At 60.8% G+C, this 23262-nt stretch carries 18 protein-coding genes; 9 read left to right on the top strand and 9 right to left on the bottom strand.

The annotated features are described in order from the left end of the window. Nucleotides 1-1027 (top strand): hypothetical protein (locus AC3WPZ_RS24210; RefSeq protein WP_492441954.1); only part of this gene is annotated, 1027 nt, incomplete at its 5' end. An 88-nt stretch (nt 1028-1115) separates the two neighbouring features. Here AC3WPZ_RS24210 and AC3WPZ_RS24205 read toward each other — a convergent pair. From AC3WPZ_RS24205 to AC3WPZ_RS24190, 4 genes are read right to left on the bottom strand one after another with little or no spacing between them, the layout of a single operon-like run. Beyond that, a complete protein-coding gene (locus AC3WPZ_RS24205; protein WP_492441952.1) occupies nt 1116-2114 on the bottom strand; it encodes a hypothetical protein in 999 nt (332 codons plus the stop codon). A 19-nt stretch (nt 2115-2133) separates the two neighbouring features. Next, entirely contained in the window at nt 2134-2976 is an 843-nt protein-coding gene (locus AC3WPZ_RS24200) for a phosphoadenosine phosphosulfate reductase domain-containing protein (protein ID WP_492441950.1), read from the bottom strand. Continuing rightward, nucleotides 2969-6304 carry an ATP-binding protein gene (locus tag AC3WPZ_RS24195; protein WP_492441948.1) on the bottom strand — a complete coding sequence of 1112 codons (3336 nt, stop codon included), beginning with the start codon at nt 6302-6304 and terminating at the stop codon, nt 2969-2971. The genes AC3WPZ_RS24200 and AC3WPZ_RS24195 overlap by 8 nt, the downstream gene beginning before the upstream one ends. After that, complete coding sequence (locus AC3WPZ_RS24190) at nt 6297-7217, bottom strand: DUF4007 family protein (protein WP_492441957.1); 921 nt, start codon at nt 7215-7217, stop codon at nt 6297-6299. The genes AC3WPZ_RS24195 and AC3WPZ_RS24190 overlap by 8 nt, the downstream gene beginning before the upstream one ends. A gap of 304 nt (nt 7218-7521) precedes the next feature. On the opposite strand from AC3WPZ_RS24190, the gene AC3WPZ_RS24185 reads away from it, so the two are divergent. The 5 genes from AC3WPZ_RS24185 (at nt 7522) to AC3WPZ_RS24165 (ending at nt 11982) form a co-directional block, all read left to right on the top strand. Then, a complete protein-coding gene (locus AC3WPZ_RS24185; RefSeq protein WP_492441946.1) occupies nt 7522-7896 on the top strand; it encodes an H-NS histone family protein in 375 nt (124 codons plus the stop codon). 342 nt (nt 7897-8238) lie between these two features. Beyond that, complete coding sequence (locus AC3WPZ_RS24180) at nt 8239-8685, top strand: hypothetical protein (protein ID WP_492441944.1); 447 nt, start codon at nt 8239-8241, stop codon at nt 8683-8685. A gap of 114 nt (nt 8686-8799) precedes the next feature. Beyond that, the gene (locus AC3WPZ_RS24175; RefSeq protein WP_492441942.1) at nt 8800-9777 is read left to right on the top strand and encodes a DUF932 domain-containing protein; all 978 of its coding nucleotides are present in this window, start codon (nt 8800-8802) and stop codon (nt 9775-9777) included. Nucleotides 9778-9880: 103 nt separating this feature from the next. Further along, on the top strand, nt 9881-10903 hold the full coding sequence (locus tag AC3WPZ_RS24170; RefSeq protein WP_492441940.1) for a YqaJ viral recombinase family nuclease: 1023 nt from the start codon (nt 9881-9883) through the stop codon (nt 10901-10903). A gap of 56 nt (nt 10904-10959) precedes the next feature. Beyond that, the gene (locus AC3WPZ_RS24165) at nt 10960-11982 is read left to right on the top strand and encodes a recombination directionality factor (protein ID WP_492441938.1); all 1023 of its coding nucleotides are present in this window, start codon (nt 10960-10962) and stop codon (nt 11980-11982) included. Between the two features lie 61 nt (nt 11983-12043). Here the strand turns inward: AC3WPZ_RS24165 and AC3WPZ_RS24160 are convergent, their stop codons facing one another. Beyond that, nucleotides 12044-12301 carry a helix-turn-helix domain-containing protein gene (locus tag AC3WPZ_RS24160; RefSeq protein ID WP_492441936.1) on the bottom strand — a complete coding sequence of 86 codons (258 nt, stop codon included), beginning with the start codon at nt 12299-12301 and terminating at the stop codon, nt 12044-12046. Between the two features lie 63 nt (nt 12302-12364). Here AC3WPZ_RS24160 and AC3WPZ_RS24155 point away from each other — a divergent pair, with 63 nt between their 5' ends. Together AC3WPZ_RS24155 and AC3WPZ_RS24150 are read left to right on the top strand one after the other, a co-directional pair. Continuing rightward, nucleotides 12365-12730 (top strand): hypothetical protein, encoded by a 366-nt coding sequence (locus AC3WPZ_RS24155; RefSeq protein ID WP_492441935.1) that lies wholly within the window; start codon nt 12365-12367, stop codon nt 12728-12730. Next, nucleotides 12727-13785, top strand: coding sequence for a hypothetical protein (locus AC3WPZ_RS24150; RefSeq protein ID WP_492441933.1), 1059 nt, complete (start codon nt 12727-12729; stop codon nt 13783-13785). Before AC3WPZ_RS24155 ends, AC3WPZ_RS24150 begins: the two co-directional genes overlap by 4 nt. Before the next feature lie 123 nt (nt 13786-13908). Here the strand turns inward: AC3WPZ_RS24150 and AC3WPZ_RS24145 are convergent, their stop codons facing one another. From AC3WPZ_RS24145 to AC3WPZ_RS24130, 4 genes are all read right to left on the bottom strand, one after another. Next, nucleotides 13909-15480: a hypothetical protein gene (locus AC3WPZ_RS24145; RefSeq protein ID WP_492441931.1), complete on the bottom strand. Its 1572-nt coding sequence runs from the start codon at nt 15478-15480 to the stop codon at nt 13909-13911. Beyond that, complete coding sequence (locus AC3WPZ_RS24140; RefSeq protein WP_492441929.1) at nt 15477-20357, bottom strand: AAA domain-containing protein; 4881 nt, start codon at nt 20355-20357, stop codon at nt 15477-15479. Before AC3WPZ_RS24140 ends, AC3WPZ_RS24145 begins: the two co-directional genes overlap by 4 nt. Nucleotides 20358-20681: 324 nt before the next feature. Next, complete coding sequence (locus tag AC3WPZ_RS24135; RefSeq protein ID WP_492441927.1) at nt 20682-21338, bottom strand: inovirus Gp2 family protein; 657 nt, start codon at nt 21336-21338, stop codon at nt 20682-20684. Nucleotides 21339-21734: 396 nt separating this feature from the next. Next, nucleotides 21735-21914 carry a helix-turn-helix transcriptional regulator gene (locus AC3WPZ_RS24130; RefSeq protein WP_492441925.1) on the bottom strand — a complete coding sequence of 60 codons (180 nt, stop codon included), beginning with the start codon at nt 21912-21914 and terminating at the stop codon, nt 21735-21737. Between the two features lie 396 nt (nt 21915-22310). Between AC3WPZ_RS24130 and AC3WPZ_RS24125 the strand changes: the two genes are divergently transcribed. Beyond that, complete coding sequence (locus AC3WPZ_RS24125; protein ID WP_492441923.1) at nt 22311-23174, top strand: ribbon-helix-helix domain-containing protein; 864 nt, start codon at nt 22311-22313, stop codon at nt 23172-23174. Nucleotides 23175-23262 lie beyond the last annotated feature (88 nt).

Here is a 23262-nt window from a genome sequence, read left to right as displayed (position 1 = left end):
CACCAAAAATGTTGAAGGTGGACACGAGCGTCCTATGCTCCTATCGCAGATTCAAGATGGGATGGCTGGACGCTTACGGGAGTACGCCAACGGTTCAACCTGCGCTCAGCAAGTCAAATCGTCTAAGAACCAAATTGGCAAGGCGGAAGTCGTTGCTTGGTGCAAGGAGCTCAAGGAGTCCGAGCCCTCGGCGGATAGGTACCAGCTTATCTTGGCAGGGCCGATCGCCGCCACTGTTCTGTCGGAGGCGCCGTTTGACGGCGTCGAGATTCCTACTCCCACTTCGATGGACACGTTGGCTCTGCTCGACCAGGCCATCACGAAGGTGGATCGCTACTTGACGGCGAAGTCCATCGAGCCGCTTCCACTGACACTCCGCGAGTCATTGATTTACGAGCTCGTTGCCCGGCTTTTACAGGCGGCAATACATGGGCGGCGAATGACTAGAGACGAGTTCGATGGATGGCTGCTGACAGGAGTTACTGCGTCCTATCCGCATGCGGTCAGTCAACGCCTAACAGCGAACTGCGCGGTGCTTTGGAGCGTGTTGGATCTCGCAGGACCAGCAGTAGCGTCTAACCGAGCTTTCGAGCTAGTACTGCCGCTCACCGTCGTGAACGGCGGGTCGTCTACTGCCGTAGTGGAAATGTTTCTTCTGCGCGTTTGGTCGGCTACGAGAGAAATGCGGTATCGACCGGAGCTGGTCATTCCTGACATGCCTGGGCAAGCACATGCGACGCGACGTCGCTTGGGTCGCCCGTTTGGAGATTTCGCGATTGCACCTCAATCGTCCGTGCAACAGTCAGTGCTGTTTGTTCCAGTATACGGGCCAATGTACCAAGCAGACGAGTGGCCGCGTGGGAACTACGAGGCGGAGCTTTTCGTCAAGTACGTTGCGCAGGCGGCGATCTGTTCCGTGAGGAGGGTGACTATCACGATCCGGATGGACGAGTTCTCTGTCTTAACGTCCGGCGAGACTAGATCAATCTCAGTATCCAATCTGGACAAATATCTGAACCTGCTGTGACCTCTGGAGTACATGTGCCAACGCATCTTTGACGAGCTCCATCTCTGGATATGATCGCCTGGTGTGATTTCGCGCGGCCGCTTCCGATCTATGGTGAGGTTGGGGCAGTCCCAGGTCTATAGACGGTGACATCCACGTCGTCATCATCGTCGTCGTCGATGACGTAGTGGTCTTGGTGTAGGGCAAAGTCGCTTTGCAGGTGAAGGTTCAGGACGTATTCCAGGGTGCATCGCTCCGCGAACCGCTCGAATTCTTTCCCGTAGTCCAGCATCGAGTGGTAGTCATGGGACTGGAAGCCGAGACCGAACCAGCGGAAGATGATCTGCGTATATAGGGCAGCGACTCGGCACGCGTGCCGAAGCATGAGGATCAACTCCTCGCTGTCCTCATAGCCTCCATAGTCCGCTGGGGGCCCCAAGGGAAATGTGCCGTGCGCCACATGGTTTCGAAGGTTGCGCACCAGTTGGAGGGCGAAGGTGGGCAGCTTCTCCGCGCCGGCCTCAACTCCGCCAACTGACGCCTTATGTTTATCCTTGTATCGGTTGAAGAGGCTGATGAAGTTGCAACAGTGGTGTTCGAAATCTCGCGGGGCGCCCGCCACCCCCTTCTGTTCGAACAGGTCATCAAGCAACGCGATAGCCCGCATGCTGCTGGTTCGCTTGAGATCCTTCTTAGCTACTCCCTTGGCCGCCGCCAGCGGGGCGTAGAGGTGGTCGATGAAGCGATATGCCTCCTCAAGTCCGTTGCAGACGAACACGAAGCGGGTTAGCGCTGTCGCATGGTTTGTGTAGTGTTCCGAATGCGCGTCGATGTTGTCGGCCACCGTGCCGCAGTAAAAGCCGGCGTCGGATGATTCAAATTTCCAGGTGTTGACTTCGACTTTCTCGAGTTGAGCGGCTAGCTTGAACCAGTCCCCAATGGTCTGTGTGCGGATGGTCGCCGTGCCATGCTCGCTTTCAAAGGTCGAGGTGTTGGCCAGGTAGGTCGCGGCCAGGCCCGCTTCAATCAGGTGCTCGGACACCCTGCGGGTCTTGGAGCAAATGGGGCAGGCGTTGGGAGGATTCGATTTCGGGTCGTCTACGCTCATCGGCTGCTCCCCCTTCTGACTACTTGTGGCAAACGGCGCAGGAGCCGTTGCCCTCGTCGACCCCGTAAATGTCGTCTATGTCGTCCGGGCAGGCCTTCACAGGTCGCAGCGGATTGATGGGGATGGCCTTGAGCATACGCGCGCGGCGGATCCCGTATTCGGCCTGGATCTCCGAGATGCGTTCTGGCTGCTCCATGTCCGAGAGCGACTCGCCCTTGGACCAGGTGAAGGGCGAGCCGTGCTCCAAGGCATCCTTTTCGAGGGCTTTGGCAGCCTCGTAAGCGTCCGGGTGCTTCTCGCGCAGGCGCACCCATTCGATCTTCTGCTGAAAGAAGCAGAAGGTGCAGCCGCTGCGCGATCTCCACTCGTAATACTTGGGATAGCCGACGCCGGAGTTCTCCAAGATGTCGATGACGCCGGCCTTGTCTATGCCAGCCTCGCGGAAGGGAAGCTTCACGAAAAGGTTGTCGGCTTTGGCTGCGTAGCCTTCGCGATAGTCCTCATCGGCGCGGATGGCGACATAGGAGGTGACCTTGTCGCCTGCCGCCAGCATGGGGCGGACCCACTCCTCGAACGGGGCCAACTTCAACTTCCGCGTGCACCACCGCGAGTTCGGGTTGGGCAGGAAGTGGTTGTATTGGCGCAGCCAAAACTTGAAGTCGCGATTGGGGTTCAGCCTCAGGATAGGCTTGTGCAGTTTGCCCTCGAGCTTGGCGAGGAACTCGTAGACTTCGGGCAACTCTTCGCCTGTGTCAGTGTAGAAGTACTCGATGTCGAGTTCAGGGCGCTTGGTGGCCATGTATACGGCCAGAGCAGCGCTGTCTTTGCCGCCCGAGATTCCCAGAACGTGGCGTTCAGCCATTGGCAGTCTCCTTGTCGATGGACGCCAGCCTCATCCCGGTCTTGGCCAGGATCGCCAGCAATACTTCCGTGCCCAGGCCTTGGCCTTCCAGCATCGATGCGAGCTCGTCGGCCTTGGCCTCGACTGTCTTGCGATGGCGATCGGGGATCGAGAACGAGCGCGAGATCGTCTTGGTGTCCGCGCCCGCGCCAATGACCACCGCGATCGCTTCGCTGTGCGCCGCGCGGCCTTGCACCCCTGCGAAGGCCTCCGACTCGCGGAAGCGTCGAGCGAACTTCGCCAGCTCCAAGACGGCCGCGTCGATGTGCCGATCAACCCAGTCGCGAGGAGGCCTCTCGGCCGCCATGCTCAGGATGCCCTCCAGAGCCGTGCGCGAACCGTCGTAGTTGGCTAGGCGTGTTGCAAAGCCATCGATCTGGTAGTCGCCTGAGATACCGGAGACGGAGTTCGCCCGCTCGCGCAGGGCCTGCAGGTCATCCCGGCTCGCGTCGAGGGCGGCGAGCATCTTGGTTTCGACTTCCGAGAGCATCTTGCCGTATGCGCCGGCAAGTTCTTGCAGCGGCGCGCGAAGCGCCTTCACGTAGGCCTTGCCGTCGGCGGCTTCAAGCAGCGACGCGAGGTCGACGAACAGCACCTTGTGCGGGTCGCTCGCCTTTAAGAGCATGTCACGCATTTCGCGTGCAGTCTTGCCCAGGCGCGAGGTGCGGCGAGCCCACTCTGGCAGATTGAAGACCATAGCCACCAGGCCGCGGGCCGCCTCGAGCGGGTCGGCCGCGCCGGCGTTCTCGCCGATCTCAGCCAGAAGCTTGGCGATGCCGTCGAGGATGCGGTTCTTGTCTTCGTCGATGGCCACCCACCGCAGAGAGAAGCGGTCGGGGTCTTGCAGGCACTCATCGATGTCGAAGTCGGTGAGCCTAGGCACGAACATCCCGTCCTTGTAGACTGCGACGTTGGCCTTGTGCGCCAGCAGGAAGGCCGTGAGGACCACAGGCTGGATGCCCAGCTTCATACCGAAGGGTGGCGCACTCCAGAGCTCATAGATCTCATGAGCGCCCACGCGAGCATCTGAATCCGAGAAGAGGGCGCGCGTGGCGTCCCACAGGTTCTTGAAGCCTTCCGCGAACTGATCGCCCGGTGGCATGCAGCGCCAGGCTCCCGATGCGTCTTGGCGATGAAGGCCAGTGCTTTTGAGCAGCGTCTCATAGAGTCCGCGCTCGGCCGGAAAGCCCTCGAAGCCCAGAGCTTCTTGGCCCTCGGCGTTGATCATCGCATGGAGCAAATCCCTTCGAGCCTTGACGCTGTTGCTTGAGAGGCTGTCGCGGTTGACCAGCTCGCTCCACACCGGGGGCGAATCGCAGAACATGTCCTCGGCCAGGCTCGACGTAACCGGCGAGAGCTTCGAGCCTGGCTCGACAATTTGCTCGCTTCCGTCATGCCACTTCGCCAGCGACACGGCCGCTTGCAGTTGATCTTCAAGATCCGCGCGAGTGGCCGCCAGGCGAGCATAGACCTCGCGACGGGCGACGGCGTCGCCTGAGAGCTCGTGGCGATCCTTGACCTGCTCCAATGCCACCAGTTCGGCGGAGAGCTCGGCGATGCGGGCGTGGTTCTCAGGGATGCCAATCATCACTGGCCATGGGCGAAGCTTCGCGCAAGCCTGCGCGCGCTTTCTCGCATCCCTGGGCTTCATGCCCTTGCTAGGCAACGCGAGGATGAAAGCGCCGAACTCGCCCTTCTTCGGGTGGAAGTTGTCGGCGATCTTCTCGGCCTGCTCGATGCTGCACAGCGAGAGCTCCATCCAGCGCATGGAGCCAGTCTCGTGATAGTGCCGCTTCGCCACCACGGGATGCATGCCCATGAGTTGGGCCAGGCGACCGTAGTCGATACCAGGTGAAGCCGCCAAGGTCTGCGCAATAGCAGAATCGATGTCGAAGTCGCTACCTTCAAACACCGACCAAGCGCCGGTGTAGCTCTTGTAAAGGGCGACTTTAAGGTCAGAGAGCTTTTTCAGGGCCTCGTCGAGCTGCTCGCGCGTCCTGTCGTAGAAGAGGGCACCAATCACCGCGGCGTCGGCCGCGAGGCCCGAGCCGTTGCGGAACATGTCGATGACAGCAATATTCTTGATCATTGAGACGAGCAGCGCGTCGCCCGTCTTGGCTTCGGCCCGCTCCACTGCTTCGACAGCCTGCGACCAGCGGTGGCCATCGGGCGAAGCAAGGATCGCGGGCTCTAGGTTCGAGCGTAGGTAATCCCAGTAGTCGCTCGGGCGATACCAGCTCGCGTCCTCGCGAAGCGTCGAGTTCAGATACGAGCGGAAGCCATGAGGCTCCACCGAAGACAAGAAACCGAAGGTGCTGCGCTCGTTTTGGCCGAACTGCCTCTTGGAGATCGGGCCCAGCAGAGCGGCCATGGCCGGGTGTAGCGGCCAGCAGGCCTCCAAGGCTTGGGCGAATTCCTTGCCTACGGCGGGGCGTCGCGACCGGATGGCATCGGCGATCGACTTGGATGCGTCGCGCATCCACGGAGGCGTGGCGCTGACTTCGATCGCGCGACCGATTAGTTCGACTACTTCGTCGCTCGCCGCCACGAAGGGCAAGTCGAGATAGCGGCCTTGGATCTTGGCCCAGTCGTCGCGGGTGTCGATGCCCAGGCGGGCCGAATACTGTGCGAAGGACTGATGCAGCACACCCACAACGACCAGGCGGCCTTCCGAGCGTGCTGCGGCCTCGGCGAGCTCTTGGAAGAAGTAGACATCGTCGCCGGAGCCCAGGGCGGAGGCCTCCAAGAACTTTCCCATCTCGTCGATGATTACCAATGCGCCATCGCGAGGGCGGTTCTTCGCCTCTTCTAGAAGATCGGCGATCAGGGTCTGCGCGTTGGGTTTACTTCGGCCGTCGACCGTCTTGCCCAGCGCTCGGCGCAGCGCGGCATGCAGATCCGCCACAACGCTACCTCTCCGACCCACGGCCGGCACGATCAGCCAACCCTTCTGAACTGGTAAGGCTTTGTCGAAAGCAGGCTTGGAGTCCAGCCCCAAAACTTGACGAGCCTTGGCCCGCAGGGTCTTGTCGGGATGCAGCGAGCTCGCCAGAGCCACAGCAAGCGAGCTCTTGCCACCACCGAACGGGCCGGTCCACGTAAAGCAACGTTGGTTGGTGCTGGCGAGTTGCTTGCACATGCCATCCACCACGGCGGTTGCGGTGGCATGGCAGATGTAGCCGGAGAGTGCGTCCGCACGGCCGATGTCGGCGTCGACGCGGATGGACCGCTGATATTGACGAGAAATCTGAACGATGTCGGAGAGCGCCTGTTGCTTCTTGTCAGTCATAGGCGTGCCTAATCATGTTCTTGATGTCTCCTGTGGCTAGTTCTTTACGGTGCACCTGCCTCAGACCTGCGGAGTCAGTCCACTCGAGCTTTCGCCCGGTGAAATCAGAGAGCGCAATCAACCGTTGCGCAATCGACTCCTCGTCGAGTTTGAACACCCTGCCAGGCGAGCCTTCCGCATAGGCTACCGTCTCAAAGGCAAGCGAGCTTTGACCCTCTGCCTTGCGGTTCCAGTAGTCCACAAGGGCATATGCGAAGACACCGTCATGCAGAGACGCTTTTGGGCCGCGGCGGAAGGCGTATTGACCTTTGTGAACTTCCTGCAACAGGCCCAACTCTCCAAGCAGTGGCTCGGCGAAGTCCTCCGGCGAGCCGCCCGCCGCGCGTGGAGCGTAGCTGCGAAGGCATGTCTCCAAATCGCGGGATATCGTCGAAGTGGAAAGTCGGTGCTTTGGATCAAGCTCTCGCGCAAAGCGCGCCAATGGCTCCTCGAGCTCTTGGCGGGTGAAAGTGGGGGCCGTTACATGGTTGAACAGCCAATACCACGTGGTCGACCGGAGGCATCGGCCGGCGAGCTGCCAGTGGGCGAGCCAAGCGGTTGCAGGGCTCTCTGCGTAAGGATCGAGTCCGCCGTCTCTGAGAATCTCACTCGCGAGGCTGGGAATACGAAAACCGTCGTGGGCTTCATACATGACCCCACACGCCAACGCCCAATGTCGGATCGACGACACCATATTTTTGCCGACGCCGAAGGACGCGATCGCGCTCTCATCCATGAAGACAGTTTTGCGCACCAAACCGCCTTCGACGGACTGATCGAAGGCCTTCTTGAGCCACATTTGCCTCAAAGGGAATGTCTCGTGTCCAGAGAAGTGGGCAGCCATCCCTCCGCCAACTTTTGACGTTGCTTTCATGGAACGCATTCTAGTCTCCGTACAAGGTCAACTGGTGAGGTCCACCAGTTCAGCTAATATGCATCATACTGTAAAAAAAGTCAGTATCAATGCCGTCGCCGTCCTAGCCTCATAGTGGTCGTGGCGCTCAAGCATGGATCGCCCAATGCTCGACGTGCAAGGTCGTACGATATTCGCATCCCGATCGAGAACCGACGTAGAAACTGAGTTGAGCGGATCCAATGGCTTGAGCTGTTGTAGGACTCGCGGTCGGCTAGCGAGCTGCCTTCCTCCTTCACACTTACTCTTATCAGGCTTCAAGCGCATGACCACATACGGCGAATTGCAAGAGCAGGCGCTAAAGCTGTTCGAACAGGCTGAGCAACAGCGGCTTATAGAGGTCAAGGTTGCATTCGAGGAGATCTCAAGGACCATGCACGAGCTTGATATTGGCCTCGAAGAGCTGCTGGTCTTTCTCCGCTCTGCCGGTTTTCGAGTGAAGTCTGCGAAAGCGCTCGCTGCGTCTTCGAGAGTGTTTGGAACGTCGGAAGTCGAGGCAAAGTACGTAAATGACGCCACGGGCGAGACTTGGTCCGGGCGCGGCCGCCCGCCTCGTTGGATTATTGAGTCCGAAGCGAAAGGCGTGCACCGGCAAGCGTTTCAGGTCCGCTGTAGGGCCGGGGGTGACCCGATTCGGTAGTGCGGTGGCTGCGTAGCGGGCATACGCCAGATTCAGAATCTAGATTTTTTCGAACGCATATCACGGTACCGAGAGCCCCTGAAGCTCTCGCGCTGGGACAACGGTTCCAGCGCCTTGTTCACCTCAAGGAGTCACCGTGTTTCCCATGCCATCCTCCCTCGAAACGCTGATCGCGTTCGCCATCGTCTTCCTGTTGGGAGTCCTCTGGACCCAGCGCTCTCGCCTCTGGCGCGGGTGCTGCGACCCTTACCAACGCTGCAGGCCCGTCACGCCGTGACCCCTGTATGCCCACGCTGCCAGAGTGAGCGTGTGGTGAGTCGCAACCGAGCCCGCAAAGCAACCGTGACCATTGGCGGCCTGGCCGGCGCATTGGCCAGTGGTTCATCCGCCTGGGCCAGCGCTCGTGCGGGTGCGCGCATCGGTTTGCAGGTAGGAGCTGGCCTGGGCATCGTGGCCGGCCCAGGCGGCACGGTGCTGGGAGCCGTCGCCGGAGCCTTGCTGGCGGCACTGGCAGGCGCGGCGGCCGGCTGCACGGTTGGTGCTGCGCTCGGCGAGTTTCTCGACGACAAGCTGCTCAACAACCACTTGTGCCTGGACTGCGGCCACAGCTTCAGCTCGACCCCGACGCACGCCAACGGCGCACAGCCGCCCCGTTCCCCATCCAATGCCCACGGTCACGCCGCCTTCCACGGCCACGACCGTGAAGCGTCTCCCGCAGATTCCATTTGGGAAGACGATCACGAAGGCGACGAGGGTTTCGGATTTCCCTATCGCGCTCCTCGCGACTGAGTCCACCGGCTCGCTCACCACCCGCTGCCCCCGGCAGCACATTCCCATCCCCACGCGTCAAAGCCCGGCCTCGTCCGGGCTTTATGCCGTCGTATTCCCCACAAGGAGATTTCCATGCACCTCGTACAAACCATGGCCTACGCCAACGAGACCCCCTGGCACGGCCTGGGCCACAAGCTCGCCGCCCATCAACCCCTTGAAGTCTGGGCCGAGAAGGCCGGCATGAACTGGCGCATCGAAGAATCCGAAGTGCGCTTCGTCGCCGGCAATGGCCACGACTCCAAGGTCCTGGGCAGCATCCACGCGTTCCCCGAACAGAAGGTCCTGTATCGCTCCGACAACAAGGCCCCGCTGTCGGTGGTTTCCAAGCGGTACCAGGTCGTGCAACCCGGCGAAATAATTTCGTACTTCCGCGACCTCACCGAGCTCGGTGGCTACGAGATGGAGACCGCAGGCGTGCTCAAGGAGGGCCGCAAGTTCTGGGCATTGGCCCGCACCGGGCAAAGCGCCGTACTGAAAGACAAGGACCATGTGCACGGCTACTTGCTGCTGGCCACAGCCTGCGACGGAACACTGGCCACCACGGCACAGTTCACCTCCGTGCGCGTGGTCTGCAACAACACACTCGCGATTGCCTTGGGTGAAGGGAAGGGTGCTGTCAAGGTGCACCACCGCAGCCAGTTCGATCCGCAGGCCGTCAAACGCCAGCTGGGAATCGCTATCTCTTCATGGGACGGCTGGGTGGTCCGCATGAAGGCGATGGCCGAGCGAAAGGTCACGCCCGACATGGCCGAGGCGTACTTCAAGCGCGTCCTGACCTACGCCGCGGTGAACCCCTCAGGTCAGCCGGTCACGGCGGTCAACGACCGTGCGCTGAAGGCGGTGCAGGAACTCTTCGCCGGACGCGGCAAGGGCTCCAACCTGGCCTCGGCCTCAGGCACCGCCTGGGGCCTGCTGAACGGAGTGACGGAGTTTGTGGAGCATCACCGGCGTGCACGCAGCGAAGACCACCGCCGCGATGCGGCCTGGTTCGGTGCAGGAGCGGCTGTGAAGCAAAAGGCCTGGGATGAGGCCATGAAGCTGGTGGCTTGAATCTTCTATTTCAGGAGGTCACACCAGAACCCACCAAGCCAGTTGAGGACGGCATACAGGCCCGGATGCGAAAGCACCCGGGCCTTTCATTTTGGAGAACACCATGCATCAACCCATAGAGCGGATACAGCGGGACCGTCTGGCCAGAACGCTGCCCGCCTTGCGCCTGGTCGACACGCGCAAGATCGAGCGGGCCGACTGGCTCGAAGTGCGCAAGAGCGGCATCGGCGGCTCGGACGCCGCTGCAGCCGTGGGCCTGAACCCCCACAAGAGTGCGCTGGAACTGTGGATGGAGAAGACCGGGCGTGATGCCCATCTGCCTCAACCCGATCCCACCGATACGCGCGAGCCAGTCTTTTGGGGCCAGTGGCTAGAGCCCGTCGTGGCGGCGGCCTACACCCAGCAGACCGGTAACCGGGTGCGCAAGGTCAACGCCGTGCTGCGCCATCCCACGGTGCCGTACATGCTGGCCAACCTGGACCGGGAGGTCGTCGGAACATCGGGCGTCCAGATCCTGGAGTGCAAGACCGCTGGCGAGTATGGCGCGCGGCTCTGGAAAGAGGGCGTGCCCGAATACGTCCAGCTGCAAGTCCAGCATCAATTGGCCGTCACGGGCAAGCAGGCCGCCGACGTGGCCGTGCTCTTGGGCGGTCAGAAGCTGGAGGTGTACCGCATCCACCGTGACGATGACCTGATCGCTCGTCTGATCGAGCTGGAAGGCGACTTCTGGTGCAACGTCACCGAGGACCGCCCGCCACCGGCCGACGGCTCCGATTCGGCGGACAAGGCCTTGCGCACCTTGTACCCACGGGACAGCGGCAAGACGCTCGACTGGTCTTGCGACTTGGTAATGGCGGCGGTGTTTTCCGACTTGCTCGCGGTGCGCCAGCAGCTGGAAAGCCAGGTGCAGCTGGAAGCCACCCTGAAGCAGCAGATCCAGCAACGCATGGGTGATGCCACGCGGGTTCGCTTCGAGCAGGCCTTCGTGACCTGGAAGCGTAGCAAGGACAGCCAGGCCGTGGACATCGAGCGGCTTTTGTCCGACCACCCGGACTTGAGAGCGCGCTACGCCGTGGACAAGCCGGGATCACGCCGCTTCCTGATTCACGACACCTCAACCACCTGATGCATCCCGCATGCACTGAATCCACACCCATTTCTTCAAGTACGAAAGGAGCTTTCATGCTCAAAGGACTCGCCCTCACGCCCCCGGTGGTGGGGCGCATTTCAATCGGCCGCATCGTCGAACGTGGCGGTAGGCGCCGGGCCGAGAAAGACGACGAATTCACGCTGACCACCCAGGTCCAGACCCGGGAGGGCTGGATGCTGCACCCCCTCGATGAGCAGTTGCGCAGAGCGCAGGCGGCAGACAGGGTGAAGGATCGTGCCGGTGGCAAAGCGGAAACAAAGGTCAGACCAAGGACCGGAACGGAGGCAGGCACGACGGCAGAGGGCGAGCTCCCACACGCTCGCGTGAAGCTGCGCAGCATCCCGGTGCGACTGTTGTTCGACGACCCTGACCTGAACCTGCGCGCGAGCTACTGCCTGTTCGACCGGATCACTGGCCGTCCGCAATGCGTTGGGGATGGCCAGACCTGTCGCCGCGCCACGGTCACTGGCATGCAGACGCTGGAGTGCAGAGCCCCGGAAGCCTGCGAGTTGGCCGATCGCGGCTGCAAACCCTTCGGGCGACTGAACGTGCGCATCGGCGACGAAGAAGAGCTGAGCAGCTTCGTGTTCCGCACCTCGGGCTTCAACAGCATCCGCACGCTGGCCACGCGGCTCAAGTACTTCCATGCGGTCAGCGGCGGCAATCTCTCGACCTTGCCGCTGGAGTTGCGCCTGCGGGGCAAGTCCACCCAGCAGTCGCACGGCGCACCCATCTATTACGTCGATCTCACGATCAGGACGGGCAGCAACCTGAAGGAAGCGATCTTTGAAGCCAGGGGCGAAGCCCTGGCCAAGCAGGAAGCTGGCTTCAGTCAGGCCGACCTGGACGGCGCAGCTCGCGCCGGACTTGCGCTTGGCGCATTCGAGGAATCGCAGGAAGAGGGCGGGGAGATCGTGGAGGAGTTCTACCCCACGCCTGGGCCGGAGCCAGGGGCGGCGGAGGGCCAAGCGCATGCCTCGGACACCTCGCCTTCAGAGCGACTGAGGAACAAGCTGGAGAGAAAGGTAGCGGTGCGCGTCAGCACGCCGTCTTGAGCGCAACTGGCAGGTCTGCAAACGAAGCCTCACAAGGGGTCACGCAGATCCGGCCAAGGCCTCAGCTCTTCAGTCTGGACTTGGGCATGACCAGCACCTGGTCAATGAACTCGTGCGGATCGGCATCCAGCGTCCGAAGGATGTCCAGCAGTTCGACCACATCGAGTCGACGCAGGCCCGTTTCGTACTTGGAGACAAACGTTTGCGTCTTGCGCAGGCGCCGTGCCAGTTCGCTTTGCAGCCAGCCGCGCTCTTTGCGCAGCTGAACCAGCAGCGCGGCAATGGCGTGGTGACGTGCGTCAGCGATGGCGGCGGGCATTCAAAAAATTCTAGATGTGCATTTGATAATCTAAATGCGCATATGATATTCAGGAGTTAAGCAATGGAATTTTTCATTTGGTGGTCGTTGAGCGCGGTGCTCTGGGCCTTGGTGATCGTCATCGACATGCGCCGCCTGGGCGCGAGCCGTGTCGGCCTTGGGAGCAGTTCCTGGGTTGCGGCTTCGGTCGCCCTGGGGCCCTTGGCAGTGCTGGCGTACCTCGTCAAGCGGCCTGCTGCGCGCAGGCAATTGGTGGAGGCCGTCTGGCGGCTCATTGGCGACGACTCGCATCCCGTGTCCATGCGCCGTGCGCGCCTGGATGCACTGCGCCGGTCGGGCATCGTAGGCCCGGCCATTTACAGAACTTGCCTGCGCGAACTGGGGCAAGGCTTGAACGTCAATCGCTCAAAGGAGGAGCAAGGAACATGACAAGATTCACAACACAGGAAACGGCAGCGGAACCCGTGGCAAGCACCGGTCACCATCGGGTGAGGGCGCGGGCTGCGCTTCTTGCCTTAACCGTGGTGGCATTGCTCGCCCTGGGGGCGTTGAGTGCTTGCGGGGGGAGTGGGGGCTTCAGCGCGGCAGAAGAAGGTCCCGGCGGCAATGCGGCGCTGGCTGGTCAGTTTCTGGATGCGCCGGTGGAGGGCCTGGGCTACAGCACCCCGACGCAGTCGGGTGTGACCGACGCCGCAGGTGGCTTCCAGTACCTGGCTGGTGAGACCGTGAGCTTCACGATCTACGGCACGCCCCTGTCTTCGTCGGTCGGGTTCAGCACGCTTACGCCCGGCGACACGGGTGTCCAGGAAACGGACCTGGACCGCATCGTGAATCAACTGCGATTCCTTCAGACGGTGGATGCCGACAACGACACGTCCAACGGGATTCGCCTGCCGGCGATTGCTGGGGCGTTCAGCATCGACTTCTCGCAGCGCATTGAGGACTTTGAAAACGACCCTGACGTGCAGGCGTTTTTGACTGCTCACGCGGGCGCTCGGCCTTTGGTGAGCGTGCAGGATGCGGTGGCGCACTTTAGCCAGAGCATCGACACGGTATCGACGGGGACGGTTCTAAGCTTCGCGGGGCGTACGGCTACAAGCGCGATCACCAACACAGCGTGCATCAACAACATCCAGGCTCAGCAGCGATACGCTTTCGGGCAGTCTTCGGTGACGCTCAGTGGCTCGGATGGTTTCGTCAACACCGGCGGAAACTGCGTCGTCAAACCCGATGCGAACGAGGTCATCGCGTACACCGATCTGGTTGCCGGTGACTTCCTGTCTTGCCTGCCGGATTGCGGTTACAAGGACTTGAACTTCATCCGGCATGGCCTGGATGTGGATGGCCGCACGGTGGTCGAGCTGAGCTGGCACACACCGGGCACGCAGAAGGTTCGCTACATCAAGCGGGTGTTGGTTGATCCGGGTGCGCCGGGCCATCCGGCTGCGCTGACGACTTTCAAGGAAACAATAACATTTGATTGATGCGACTAGGACGAGGAGAGGTGCGAAGCTCGTCTTTCCTCGTCGCCAGGGCAATCTGCCCCGACTCCGTCATCTCTAGACTGGTTGCGGCCGCGGTTGAACTTGTGAACCCATGTTCTCTCGCTACTTCTTCAGCGTCAGTCGAGCCCGGCCACCTCTTGTAGGCCCATCGGCGTCAACTTCGCTTGGCGGTGTCAGGCGCGCCACCAGTTGCGTCAGACCTTCGATTAGCGCTGCACCACCCTCGTCGCGTGCGGGGGTAACGCCGTCCGAGCGGCCTCGCATTCGCGCTGAAACCAGCGCCCCTGCGGATGCAATGTGCTCAGGGGTGGACGACATGAAGCCGATCGGCACGGCCGTCGCGCTGTGAGCCAAATTGAAGTGAAACATGGCACACACTAGGGCATCAGGCACGATCAACAGCTCCAGACTCCCATCCATCAACACCACATCCGCCGCCAGTAAACGACTGAACTGATCTTGGTAGACGGCTAAGCGCTCCCGAGGCGAACGGCGTGCTGTCGGGACCACGACTTGCAGTCCAGCCACGGCGGGTTCGCCACCTTGCGGGATCAGCAATCGGTCAATCTTCTGCGCCAGTTCGCGCGCACTGCGTGTGCGCGCCCACAGAGGCGACTGCGGCGCCCACCACAGGGCCTCCCATCGCTTAGGGCGCCTCGTTCCCACAACGTCTATGGCGTCGATTTCGGTCTCTTCTGCAGAAGGCGGATCAGGCTCAATCCGTGCGTTCAACTGCGCCATCGCCGCCTGGAGGCGTTCGAGCAGCAAGGCGGCATTGCGTGGTAGGTACAGCGCGCCCAGCATTGGCGTGACGCGGTCGTCCTCAGGGCGCACGGACCGCGTCAGATGGACCTCTTGGGCGTAACGGCGCAGATCGAACGCATCCCCTGTCACGTAGCGCTGCAGCAGAGTGTCATCGAAGGTCTGGATGAAGTCCCGCAAGCGCTCGTTGTCGCCCCGCTCCTGGCTGGCCAGCGCGTCGGTGATCGCCTCGGCGATCTCCAGCCGGCTGCCGAAGCTTTCATCATCGATGTCGCGCCGAATACTCGTCTGCCCGCTCAGATCGAGGTGGAACGTACACGGCAGGGGAATGCTGAAGCGCTCACCGGCGTCGATGGCGCTGATCTTGTAGATCTCAGCCTTCTCCCTGGTACAGATCTGGCGAAAGTTCTGCTGGAAGGACTGCTCCGCGTATTGCCGCGTGCGCGACTGCTTGTCCAGGTTGCGTGTCGCCAGCTCAATCTGCGAGCGCACCCGCTTCAGGCGGCTCGGACGACCCGCCGGGCTGAAGCTGATCAGGTCGAACACGACTTCGGCGCTCCAGTCCTGGATCTTGAAGAAGCGCGGCAGATTGTCCGAGCTGTCCTGGAAGCGCGCCAGCGCGTAAGTAGTGAGCTCCAGGTGCTCGTCGTTCCATTGCAGCAGCCGCTCTTCGAGCAGGGACTTGAGCACCGCATCGGTCTCCTTCTTCGAGAAGCCAAAGAAATCCTGGATCTGCGCGGGACTGAGCGTGCCGCAAACGTACGCGATGCGCAGAGCGAACTCCGTCACCACGGGCAGCGCTTCTTCGGCACTGATGGCGCACGAGATCGCGAAGCTCTGCGCAGGAATAGCGAACGTGATCTCCTCGACCGCGAGGTGTTCGCGCAGTTGTTGTTCCTCAAGCGTGATCATGCCGGCCTCCCTTCCAAGGCTGCTGCCTGGACCATCGTGAACGCCTTGTCGTCTCGGTGCGTCTCTATGTGCGCGAGGACCCGCCCCATGGGGGAACGCTGGTGGCGCTCGCGCCACATGCGGGCTGCACCGACGATGACCAGGCGATCCATGGCGCGCGAGATCGCCACGTTCACCCGCTCGTTGCTGCTCAGGAAACCCTGCTCGTAGCGGCCGTTGTTGCGCGTGGTGGACACGATGATGATCCGGTTCTCCTTGCCCTGGTAGCTGTCGACGGTGTCGATCTTGATCAAGCGCCGGTAGCCCGTGGCCCAGTCCTGTTCGCTGAGCATGCGCTGCAGCAGGCGCTCCTGCGCGGCGTACATGCAGATGACCCCGATGGGCTTCTCCTCCTCGGCGCAGTGGTCCAGCAGGGACTGGACGAAGGGCCCACCGGTGCAGATCGAGCGCAGCAGCTCCAGTATCTCGCGCGCCTCGTAGAGGTTGTCGAAGCCGGGCGTCTTGGGCCGGTCGTGGGATTCTCGCCCGGCGTCCGACGTGTCGATCCAGGTCACAACCGCGCGGATGCGCTCGGGCAACTGATCGAACCACGGCGGCGGATCACCGCGGCCGGGCTGCAGCGGCACCGGATAAAAACAGGCAGACACGAGCTCGCCGATCGGCGGCGCCATGCGGTACTGGGTCTGCAGGGTGGCGCCGACCTGGCGCCCATAGTCGGACTCGAAGGCGCGCTCGAAGTCGCTGCGGGTGAGAACGGATCGGTCTGGCCACTGCAGGTCCGCAGAGATCCGCCGCACGAGCGGCTCGGTGTAGAGCGGCGGCAACTGGCGGTGGTCCCCGACCAGCAGCACGCGGCGCCCCGACTGGATCGCGACGGCCAGCTCGCCCGGCGTAGCCCGGGCCGCCTCGTCGACGATCACCCAGTCGTAGCGGCTACGAGCTACCCCGAACTGGGACCGCCCTAAGCCCACGCAGGTGCCGCACACCAGAGAGCGTGTCTTGGCGAGGAACTCCTCGAAATTGCCACGCAGCGTCCCCAGCCGGTCCACCCATTCCTGGGCCATCTCCATGACCTGATCGAGCTTGGACACGGCATCGGCCGAGGTCACGCCGTGGGCCTCCATCGCTGCGCGCCGTAGTTGGGCAATCGTCTCGGCTGGATCGGCCACCTCGTGCACGTCGAATTTCTCGCGAGCCAAGGTGCGCAAACGTTCGGTGCGTTGCCCGATGCGCGCGGCCGCAGACGCGAGGTCCTCTCCCGTCGCATTGGCTTCCGAGCGCTTGCGCGCCAGCCGCTCGATGTCCCTCAAGAGGCGTCCGAGGTGGAAATCGATGTCGAACCAATCCTCCACGAAGGCACTGGGCAAGCCCAGGTTGCGACTCAGCGCCACAACGCGCTGGCGCATCTCGGATCGGAACAGATCGCGGTAGGCCTGCAGGATGGACGCCGAATGGTGCGGCCGCAGTTGCTCAGACACCATGCCTTCGGCCCCGAAGCGGACCACGTCCAGTGGCAGGTCAGTGCGCTGGCACAGCTCGATGACCTTCTCGGCCGCGTTGTTCACCGCCTCGTGCGACTGGCTTGCCAGCAGGATGCTCTGTGCGCCGTGGGACATCGCGTAATGGATGAAAGATGCGATGAAGGACGTCTTGCCCGTGCCCGGCGGCCCTTGCAGCAGGCTCAGCGGCCCCTGGGACCACAGCTTGGCAAAGGCATCCCGCTGTTGCCGATTGAGGGAGAACACCAACTGCCCCGACTCGTCGTGGCGGTCGTAGGCATCCAGCTCTGCGTCGGTGGGCGAGGCCTGCAGGGTTTGTGGCAGCGGGCATTGCACTGGATCGAAATAGTCGACAAGGTCGGGCAGTACCGATTCGCGCCCCAGGATGCGGGTGACGGCAAGATGCCGGCGGCGGAACGAAGACAGATCCTGCTGGCTGCGCAGCTTGATGCGATCGCCCACACCGGTCTGCATGCGGATGCGCGGGTTGTCGATCACCAGGATGGCCTGGGTGGTCTCGCGCATGTCGATGTCGCCGACCTTCACCAGTTCGCCATTGGTCTCCTGCAGGGCCTCGACTTTCGCGTCGGATTCGTAGTCGAGCGCCTCGCCTTCCTTGCGGTACGGAATGCGCAGCTTGTCACGGCGCCCCATCTCTCGCGCCACCGGCGCTGCGATCTCGACTTCGGGCAGCGTAGCCTCTTCGGCATCGAGGATAGCTCGCCACAACGCTTCGGTCCGAGGGGCGGCACGTGGCGCGCCCAAATCCTCTTCGCCGGCGTCAACCTCCTCCTCGGGCGCGTCCAGGCCGAGGATCTGGGAGCGGACGGCGTCGATGGCCTCGCGAACCCCCGCTATCGCCTCCAGCGCAGCGAGCAAGTCGCTGGCATCGTCGACCGGCGCGGGCTCGAAATGGATTTCTGCTTTCAGCGTCGCGGTTGCCTGAGTTGCCATGCGCACGAACTGGCTGTGTGGCATGTCGTGCACGCGCAGCGACGCAAAGTCGAGCGTCGTAGGCTTGAGCAGGATCAGCAGGCGCCGACGCACTCCCGACAGCGACACTTCCACGTGGGGCAGTTGCCGGCTATTGCGCACCCGTTCGATCGCCACTCCCACATGGAACGCACCGTTGTCGCCTGCCAACGGCGTGCGCGAGGTGAGTTGGCGCATCTGAACGACCAGCCGCGGCCCGGTGTCAAGCAATGGCGGATGAAGCAACCCTGCGAGAGCGTCGTCGATGCGGTCGAGCGCATGCACACGCAGTTCTTTGTCCAGGCAGCGCTGGATCTCCTCACGCAAGGGGATTGCATCAATCCCCTCCCAGGACGCAACACCGTCTAGCAGTTCCCCACACATCTTTGCCACGGCATAGCAATCGCGCTGCTCGGGCGACACTGACTCGTGGTCCACGGGCGCATAGGCTGGGTTGTGAGGACCGGCAGCGCCACCCTGCACCATGTCGATGGCGTCGATGAAGCGCACGTCTGCACCGTCGATCAGGACATTTCCAGGGTGCAGGTCGCCGTGTTGCAGGTCCAGACCATGCAGATGCAGCGTGGCCTTGATCAACTGGTGACACAACGCGAGGATCTCGCGCGCCGCCGGGCGGCTTGCGCCGGCTTCCAGCAGACCCAGCCCCTCCACCCAGTGTTGGACCAGGAAGGTGCCAGCGTCCGATATCCCGAAGTCCACCACCGGCGCCAGCGAGGCGCAGGGCTGACTCTGGACAAGCCGGGCCTTGTCCAGGAACATCTTCAGCGCATGAGTCTCCTCGGGGCGCTTCGGATCGGGTCGGCGCCCGTACCAGATTTTCACCGACACTGGGCGTCCGCCCACGGTCGAGCGGTAGAGATGGCTGTGGCCCTGCTTGATGTTCTCCTCAATTGGATAGGCCACCATCGGCATGACTTCGCTGCGGTAGGCCTCGAAGGCGTGCAGATCCACCTCGGCCCTTGACGGTCGGCCGACCGGCAGAGCGTTCAAGGCGTCCAGCATGACGCGGGCGTTCGCAAAGCGCGCCGATGGAATCCAATCCATGGCTCGGGCGAACCAGGCTGCCAGGCCGGGATCGCAGTCGGTCCCCTCTGGAAGCTCCCACAGGAACAAGCCTTCCATCTGACGCGGGAGGCGCAGGAACAGCACGTGGTGCGCGGCCGCGCCGAGCAGGTAGACGTCGCCCTGAAATGCGTCGCTCGGTTCGCCCTCGCCCAACTCGGAATCCTCGGGTAGCACGGCCTTACCGGCACGCAGGTTGTCTCGCAGCGGCCCGACCGTGCCCGCCTCGGGAAAGTAGGCGGTCAGGAAGCCGGAGATGGACACCTTCGACGGCCGCTCCAGCCACAGGCTGTGGTCACTGACGTCGCGATGCGCCACGCCGGCATCGTGCAGTTCCGCAAAGTGCGACAGCAGCACCTTGATTAAGGACAGGCGATCCGCGAACGCCAAGTCCTGCCCGTGGCGTTGCACGAACTCGTTGAGCCGCAGTTGGCGCGAGGGCAGCCGGTAGAGTTCGCAGAAGTCCGCGTCGATGTCGTCCCGGGTGGGATGGGACAACGGTTGCAGCACCACGCCATCCAACTGCTCGCACTGCTCATGGATGAAGCCAAGCACCTTGTGCTCGCGCAGCGCGATGCGCGCCCGCTCATCAAGGGTGTCGGCGATGCCAGTAAGCGCGGAGAAGTCCCAGCGCCGCAGCAAGGCTTCGTGCCGCTGGTCATCCTTCTTGACCGACTTGTATTCCTTGTACAGGCCCTGCGGATGCGGAAAGGTCGCTTCGCCCATGATCTGGAAGTTGCCGAACGAGAAGCCCGCGGGCTTGAAGTCCCGGCCACGGAAGAACTGCGTGAAGGTCTGCAGATGCTGATTGGGCTTACCTGCGCAGGGATTGCCAAACTCCTGTCGATAGCCGCCCTGCTTGGCGATCTTCAGGAACTTGTCGAGCGTCAGGACGAAGGCTTTTTCATCATCAGGGACCGCGGAGAAATCTGCTGTTCCGCACATCACAACGCGGTAGTCGATGTAAACGGACCTGGCCGGCTCGGTGAGGCGGTTGCGGATCTTGGACGAGAGAATCTTCCACTTGTCGGCGAGCACTTTGACTGGAGAGCGCCCCATGTCGTCGCCGTCGCGCAACCAGTGATCCTGCATCGGTTCGATTTTGCCGCGCCACTTCTTGAGCTCGATGAGCAGAAGCCGATCATGGGTCAGCAGCACCAGGTCGATCTCGCGATCCCGGTAGGTCGTGTCCATCATCATGAAGCCGGCGTAGCCCTGCCACTTCAGGCTGAACTCGGATGCATTGAATGCCTGCCGCATGCGCTCGAGCGCATCCTTCTCTGAGGCGTGGATGCCGTCACTGCTGATGATGTCGATCTTCATTCTTGAATCTGCTGCGCTCGGTAGGAAAATTCTGAGGAGTGCCGACCTTCCCTAAACCGGCGTCTTTTCAAGCGACCGGGTTCCACCGCTCAGTCGCCAGTCATTTGCGCACGATAGTATTCGAAGCCGACCTTCGAACCGATCGAAAGTGAGGCCGCAAACGCCTCACAACTGCCCTTGGATGCGGGCGAGGAATTCGAACTGACTACCGGCTTCGTTGCCTAGGGGTCCGGTCAACTGCGCCACGCCCCACACTGCTCAGTTGGGATCCACCGATGAACGCCGTTGATTGCTATAACGGCGAGAGCTTTTTGAATCAGAGTTTCAGTGGCGGCTGGCGCCGAAGCCATGATGACCAAGGCCAAACTGCTTGGTCTCCGCCTTGCACAGGTAGCTGGCTCTCTCGAAGAAATCGGACGCTTCGGGAGGGGACTCCAAGTCAAAACGATATACGGCGTTCTCGGGGAAGTGAACCAGACCTTTGGTCCACTCCAGTGGCAAGCCCAAAGCACTGGCCCATGCTTCTTGGATGCGGTTCGCCATGTTCTGCTGATCTGAGGTGAGCTTGCCGAACGAGAAGTAGGCGTTGCCGTTTACCAGCAGGGCAAAGTGATAGTGCACGCGCCCTTCGTCCCCGACCTCCCGCGCCCACACATAGCGGACATCCGTGTCGTGGGCAGAGGGACGTCGCTCCTTGGCGCGCTGCCTGTCATGACGAATCTTTGCCTTCAAGGACTCGATGAAGCGAGTCATGAATGCATTGCTGATGTGGTCCTGCTTGGCCTCCATGCTCACGGGGAAACGAAGATCAAACCGAAATGCGCAGACTCGACGGTGCGCTTTGAGTGCTTGTTGCTGGACGCGGTACAGGGCATCCAGGTACTCCGTCACAAAGGGTCCATGGTCAGTCAGTACTCGTAGACCTTTGAATATGCCTTCGTAATGCAAGGTCTGATTGCGGTTGGACGGATTGATGTACATGGCAGAAACTCTGGGAATGAATGAGGGATGCAACCTCCCACAGGATCGATGTCGAATGTGCAGATGATTTAATTTCCTCGGGAATGCATGCGGTCATCGCTGCAATCATCTGGCCATGGGGGCTGCGGAGTAGGTGAGGGGGCTTATTTGCTTCTACTTCGAATTTATTTTTAATGACTCATTCCTTTGCTGATATTGCCTTGGTAATTGATATTGCTTTATTAATAATATTACCCACGCCGAGTCCAATAGGAGAGTTGGTTTAATGAAGGAGCTTGTCAAGCATTTTCGAATGATGTCGGCGTAATTTGTTTGGTTTTGATGCCTTTTTAGACAATGGTGATGTCGGTAGAGTGCTCTGACAATTTATTAGCTGACGGATGATGAAAAGGGGCCTCAGCCCCTCTCTTTTTGACGCTCCTGAATCCAGTTCAAGATACTCTCTTCTACCCAACCAATGGACCTGGGGCCAAGCTTGATAGATCTTGGAAAAGTGTTTGAAGCCATGTAGGAGTAGATCGATGAGCGGCCTAAGCCAGTCATCTCTTGCACGGCCTTTAGTCGGAGAATCTTCATGCCTTGCCCCTTAAGGTTGTTGGTTCAAAGCATTGGTAGACCGTGTTTTTTTTGCCGCATAAGACGACGCTGCGCTTGTTTGAGCAATGCGGAGCCGCGAGTCTTTAAGGCTCGACTTGGTGAAAATGAGGGTACGGACGACCCGAGCCTGTGATTTTTCTGCGCGCGCTGGGTGTCGCTGTGGAGGGTGGTCGGAATGGACGCGTAGGTGGCTTGTGCGTGGTTTTCAGTCTGACGATGTGCCCGTAGGTCCAAGAAGCAGCGGCAATGCGTGACGTTTCTCTTGCAAAGTGATGAAATTTTGACTTCTATGCATAAACTTGAAAAGTCATAGAGTCATCGTTAGAATGTTCATGAAGTCTTCTTATTCTCTACTAGACATCTTGAGAAAATTTTATGGCAGTGCACATGGACGACGAGTTATCCGAGATCCTGGGGGTCAACGCGCTTGAAGAACGTGTTTGGAACTGGGTCAGGCTTTTCTTGAGTTTTCCTCGTTGGGCATTGAGGGACTTCCCAAACCCCAGCACCTATACTTCTCCGGTCGCGGCTCGCCATATAAGCTCCATCCATGGGCTTGCTGAGATCATGCGTATTGAAGTTCGCGAGGCTTTTTTGCCAAAAAATCGGTTTTCATGGCTTGTTGACGATGTACGACAGAACGCCTGGATGCTGCGTTATTTGAAATCACAGCCAATCTCTGAGTACTTGGGTGTTATTGATGCATCGAGTTTTTTATCTGGCCGTCAGCGGATAATTACTCTCTTTGATGTGCACCTGTCGAAGGGCGAAGCAAAAGAAAGCTGTGTTGAGCTCGCAAGGCGGGCTTGGGAGATGCAACGGCAAAAAGACAAGGTCTTTGATTGGTTCCGTGATGAAACCGGTCCGGCGGGCTATGAGTTGATGTGGACTTGGCTGGGCGCGCGATATCCCAATGTCTCCCTGAATCCCTCGATGGTTTCAAGTCACGAAGACTTGCTTTCTTTCTTTGATCAGAATCCTCTTGGAGAGCTTGAGGTTCGGATGATGATGGTCGATATCAAGAAGGTGTGGAGTCAGAAAAAATACCGTGCTAAGTTGAAAGACAAAAGGCAGTGCAATTTGATTCTCAAGGATAAAACAATTGCACAGCTTGATGGGCTGGCTAAAAAGTATGATCTATCTCGGGCAGAAGTGCTCGAGGTATTAATTAATGCTGAGGCTCGCCAAGAGGTTTACATCACTCAAAGGCTCCAAAGGCGGCACGACCTCATGCATTGAGTGTCTTGCGATGGGCTGCTGCCGGTTTCACAGACACCTTGTTAAGGTGGAAGATGAAACCGGAGGTGGTTCATGGAGAGAAGAAGGA

The sequence above is a fragment of the Hydrogenophaga sp. FW305-3-2-15-A-LB1 genome (assembly GCF_058787875.1).
This window is presented reverse-complemented; position numbering and strand designations above follow the sequence as displayed.

Coding starts and splice junctions, on each gene's coding strand:
- AC3WPZ_RS24205 (WP_492441952.1), bottom strand. CDS start 2,114: ATGAGCGTAGACGACCCGAAATCGAATCCTCCCAACGCCTGCCCCATT.
- AC3WPZ_RS24200 (WP_492441950.1), bottom strand. CDS start 2,976: ATGGCTGAACGCCACGTTCTGGGAATCTCGGGCGGCAAAGACAGCGCT.
- AC3WPZ_RS24195 (WP_492441948.1), bottom strand. CDS start 6,304: ATGACTGACAAGAAGCAACAGGCGCTCTCCGACATCGTTCAGATTTCT.
- AC3WPZ_RS24190 (WP_492441957.1), bottom strand. CDS start 7,217: ATGAAAGCAACGTCAAAAGTTGGCGGAGGGATGGCTGCCCACTTCTCT.
- AC3WPZ_RS24185 (WP_492441946.1), top strand. CDS start 7,522: ATGACCACATACGGCGAATTGCAAGAGCAGGCGCTAAAGCTGTTCGAA.
- AC3WPZ_RS24175 (WP_492441942.1), top strand. CDS start 8,800: ATGCACCTCGTACAAACCATGGCCTACGCCAACGAGACCCCCTGGCAC.
- AC3WPZ_RS24170 (WP_492441940.1), top strand. CDS start 9,881: ATGCATCAACCCATAGAGCGGATACAGCGGGACCGTCTGGCCAGAACG.
- AC3WPZ_RS24165 (WP_492441938.1), top strand. CDS start 10,960: ATGCTCAAAGGACTCGCCCTCACGCCCCCGGTGGTGGGGCGCATTTCA.
- AC3WPZ_RS24160 (WP_492441936.1), bottom strand. CDS start 12,301: ATGCCCGCCGCCATCGCTGACGCACGTCACCACGCCATTGCCGCGCTG.
- AC3WPZ_RS24155 (WP_492441935.1), top strand. CDS start 12,365: ATGGAATTTTTCATTTGGTGGTCGTTGAGCGCGGTGCTCTGGGCCTTG.
- AC3WPZ_RS24150 (WP_492441933.1), top strand. CDS start 12,727: ATGACAAGATTCACAACACAGGAAACGGCAGCGGAACCCGTGGCAAGC.
- AC3WPZ_RS24145 (WP_492441931.1), bottom strand. CDS start 15,480: ATGATCACGCTTGAGGAACAACAACTGCGCGAACACCTCGCGGTCGAG.
- AC3WPZ_RS24140 (WP_492441929.1), bottom strand. CDS start 20,357: ATGAAGATCGACATCATCAGCAGTGACGGCATCCACGCCTCAGAGAAG.
- AC3WPZ_RS24135 (WP_492441927.1), bottom strand. CDS start 21,338: ATGTACATCAATCCGTCCAACCGCAATCAGACCTTGCATTACGAAGGC.
- AC3WPZ_RS24130 (WP_492441925.1), bottom strand. CDS start 21,914: ATGAAGATTCTCCGACTAAAGGCCGTGCAAGAGATGACTGGCTTAGGC.
- AC3WPZ_RS24125 (WP_492441923.1), top strand. CDS start 22,311: ATGGCAGTGCACATGGACGACGAGTTATCCGAGATCCTGGGGGTCAAC.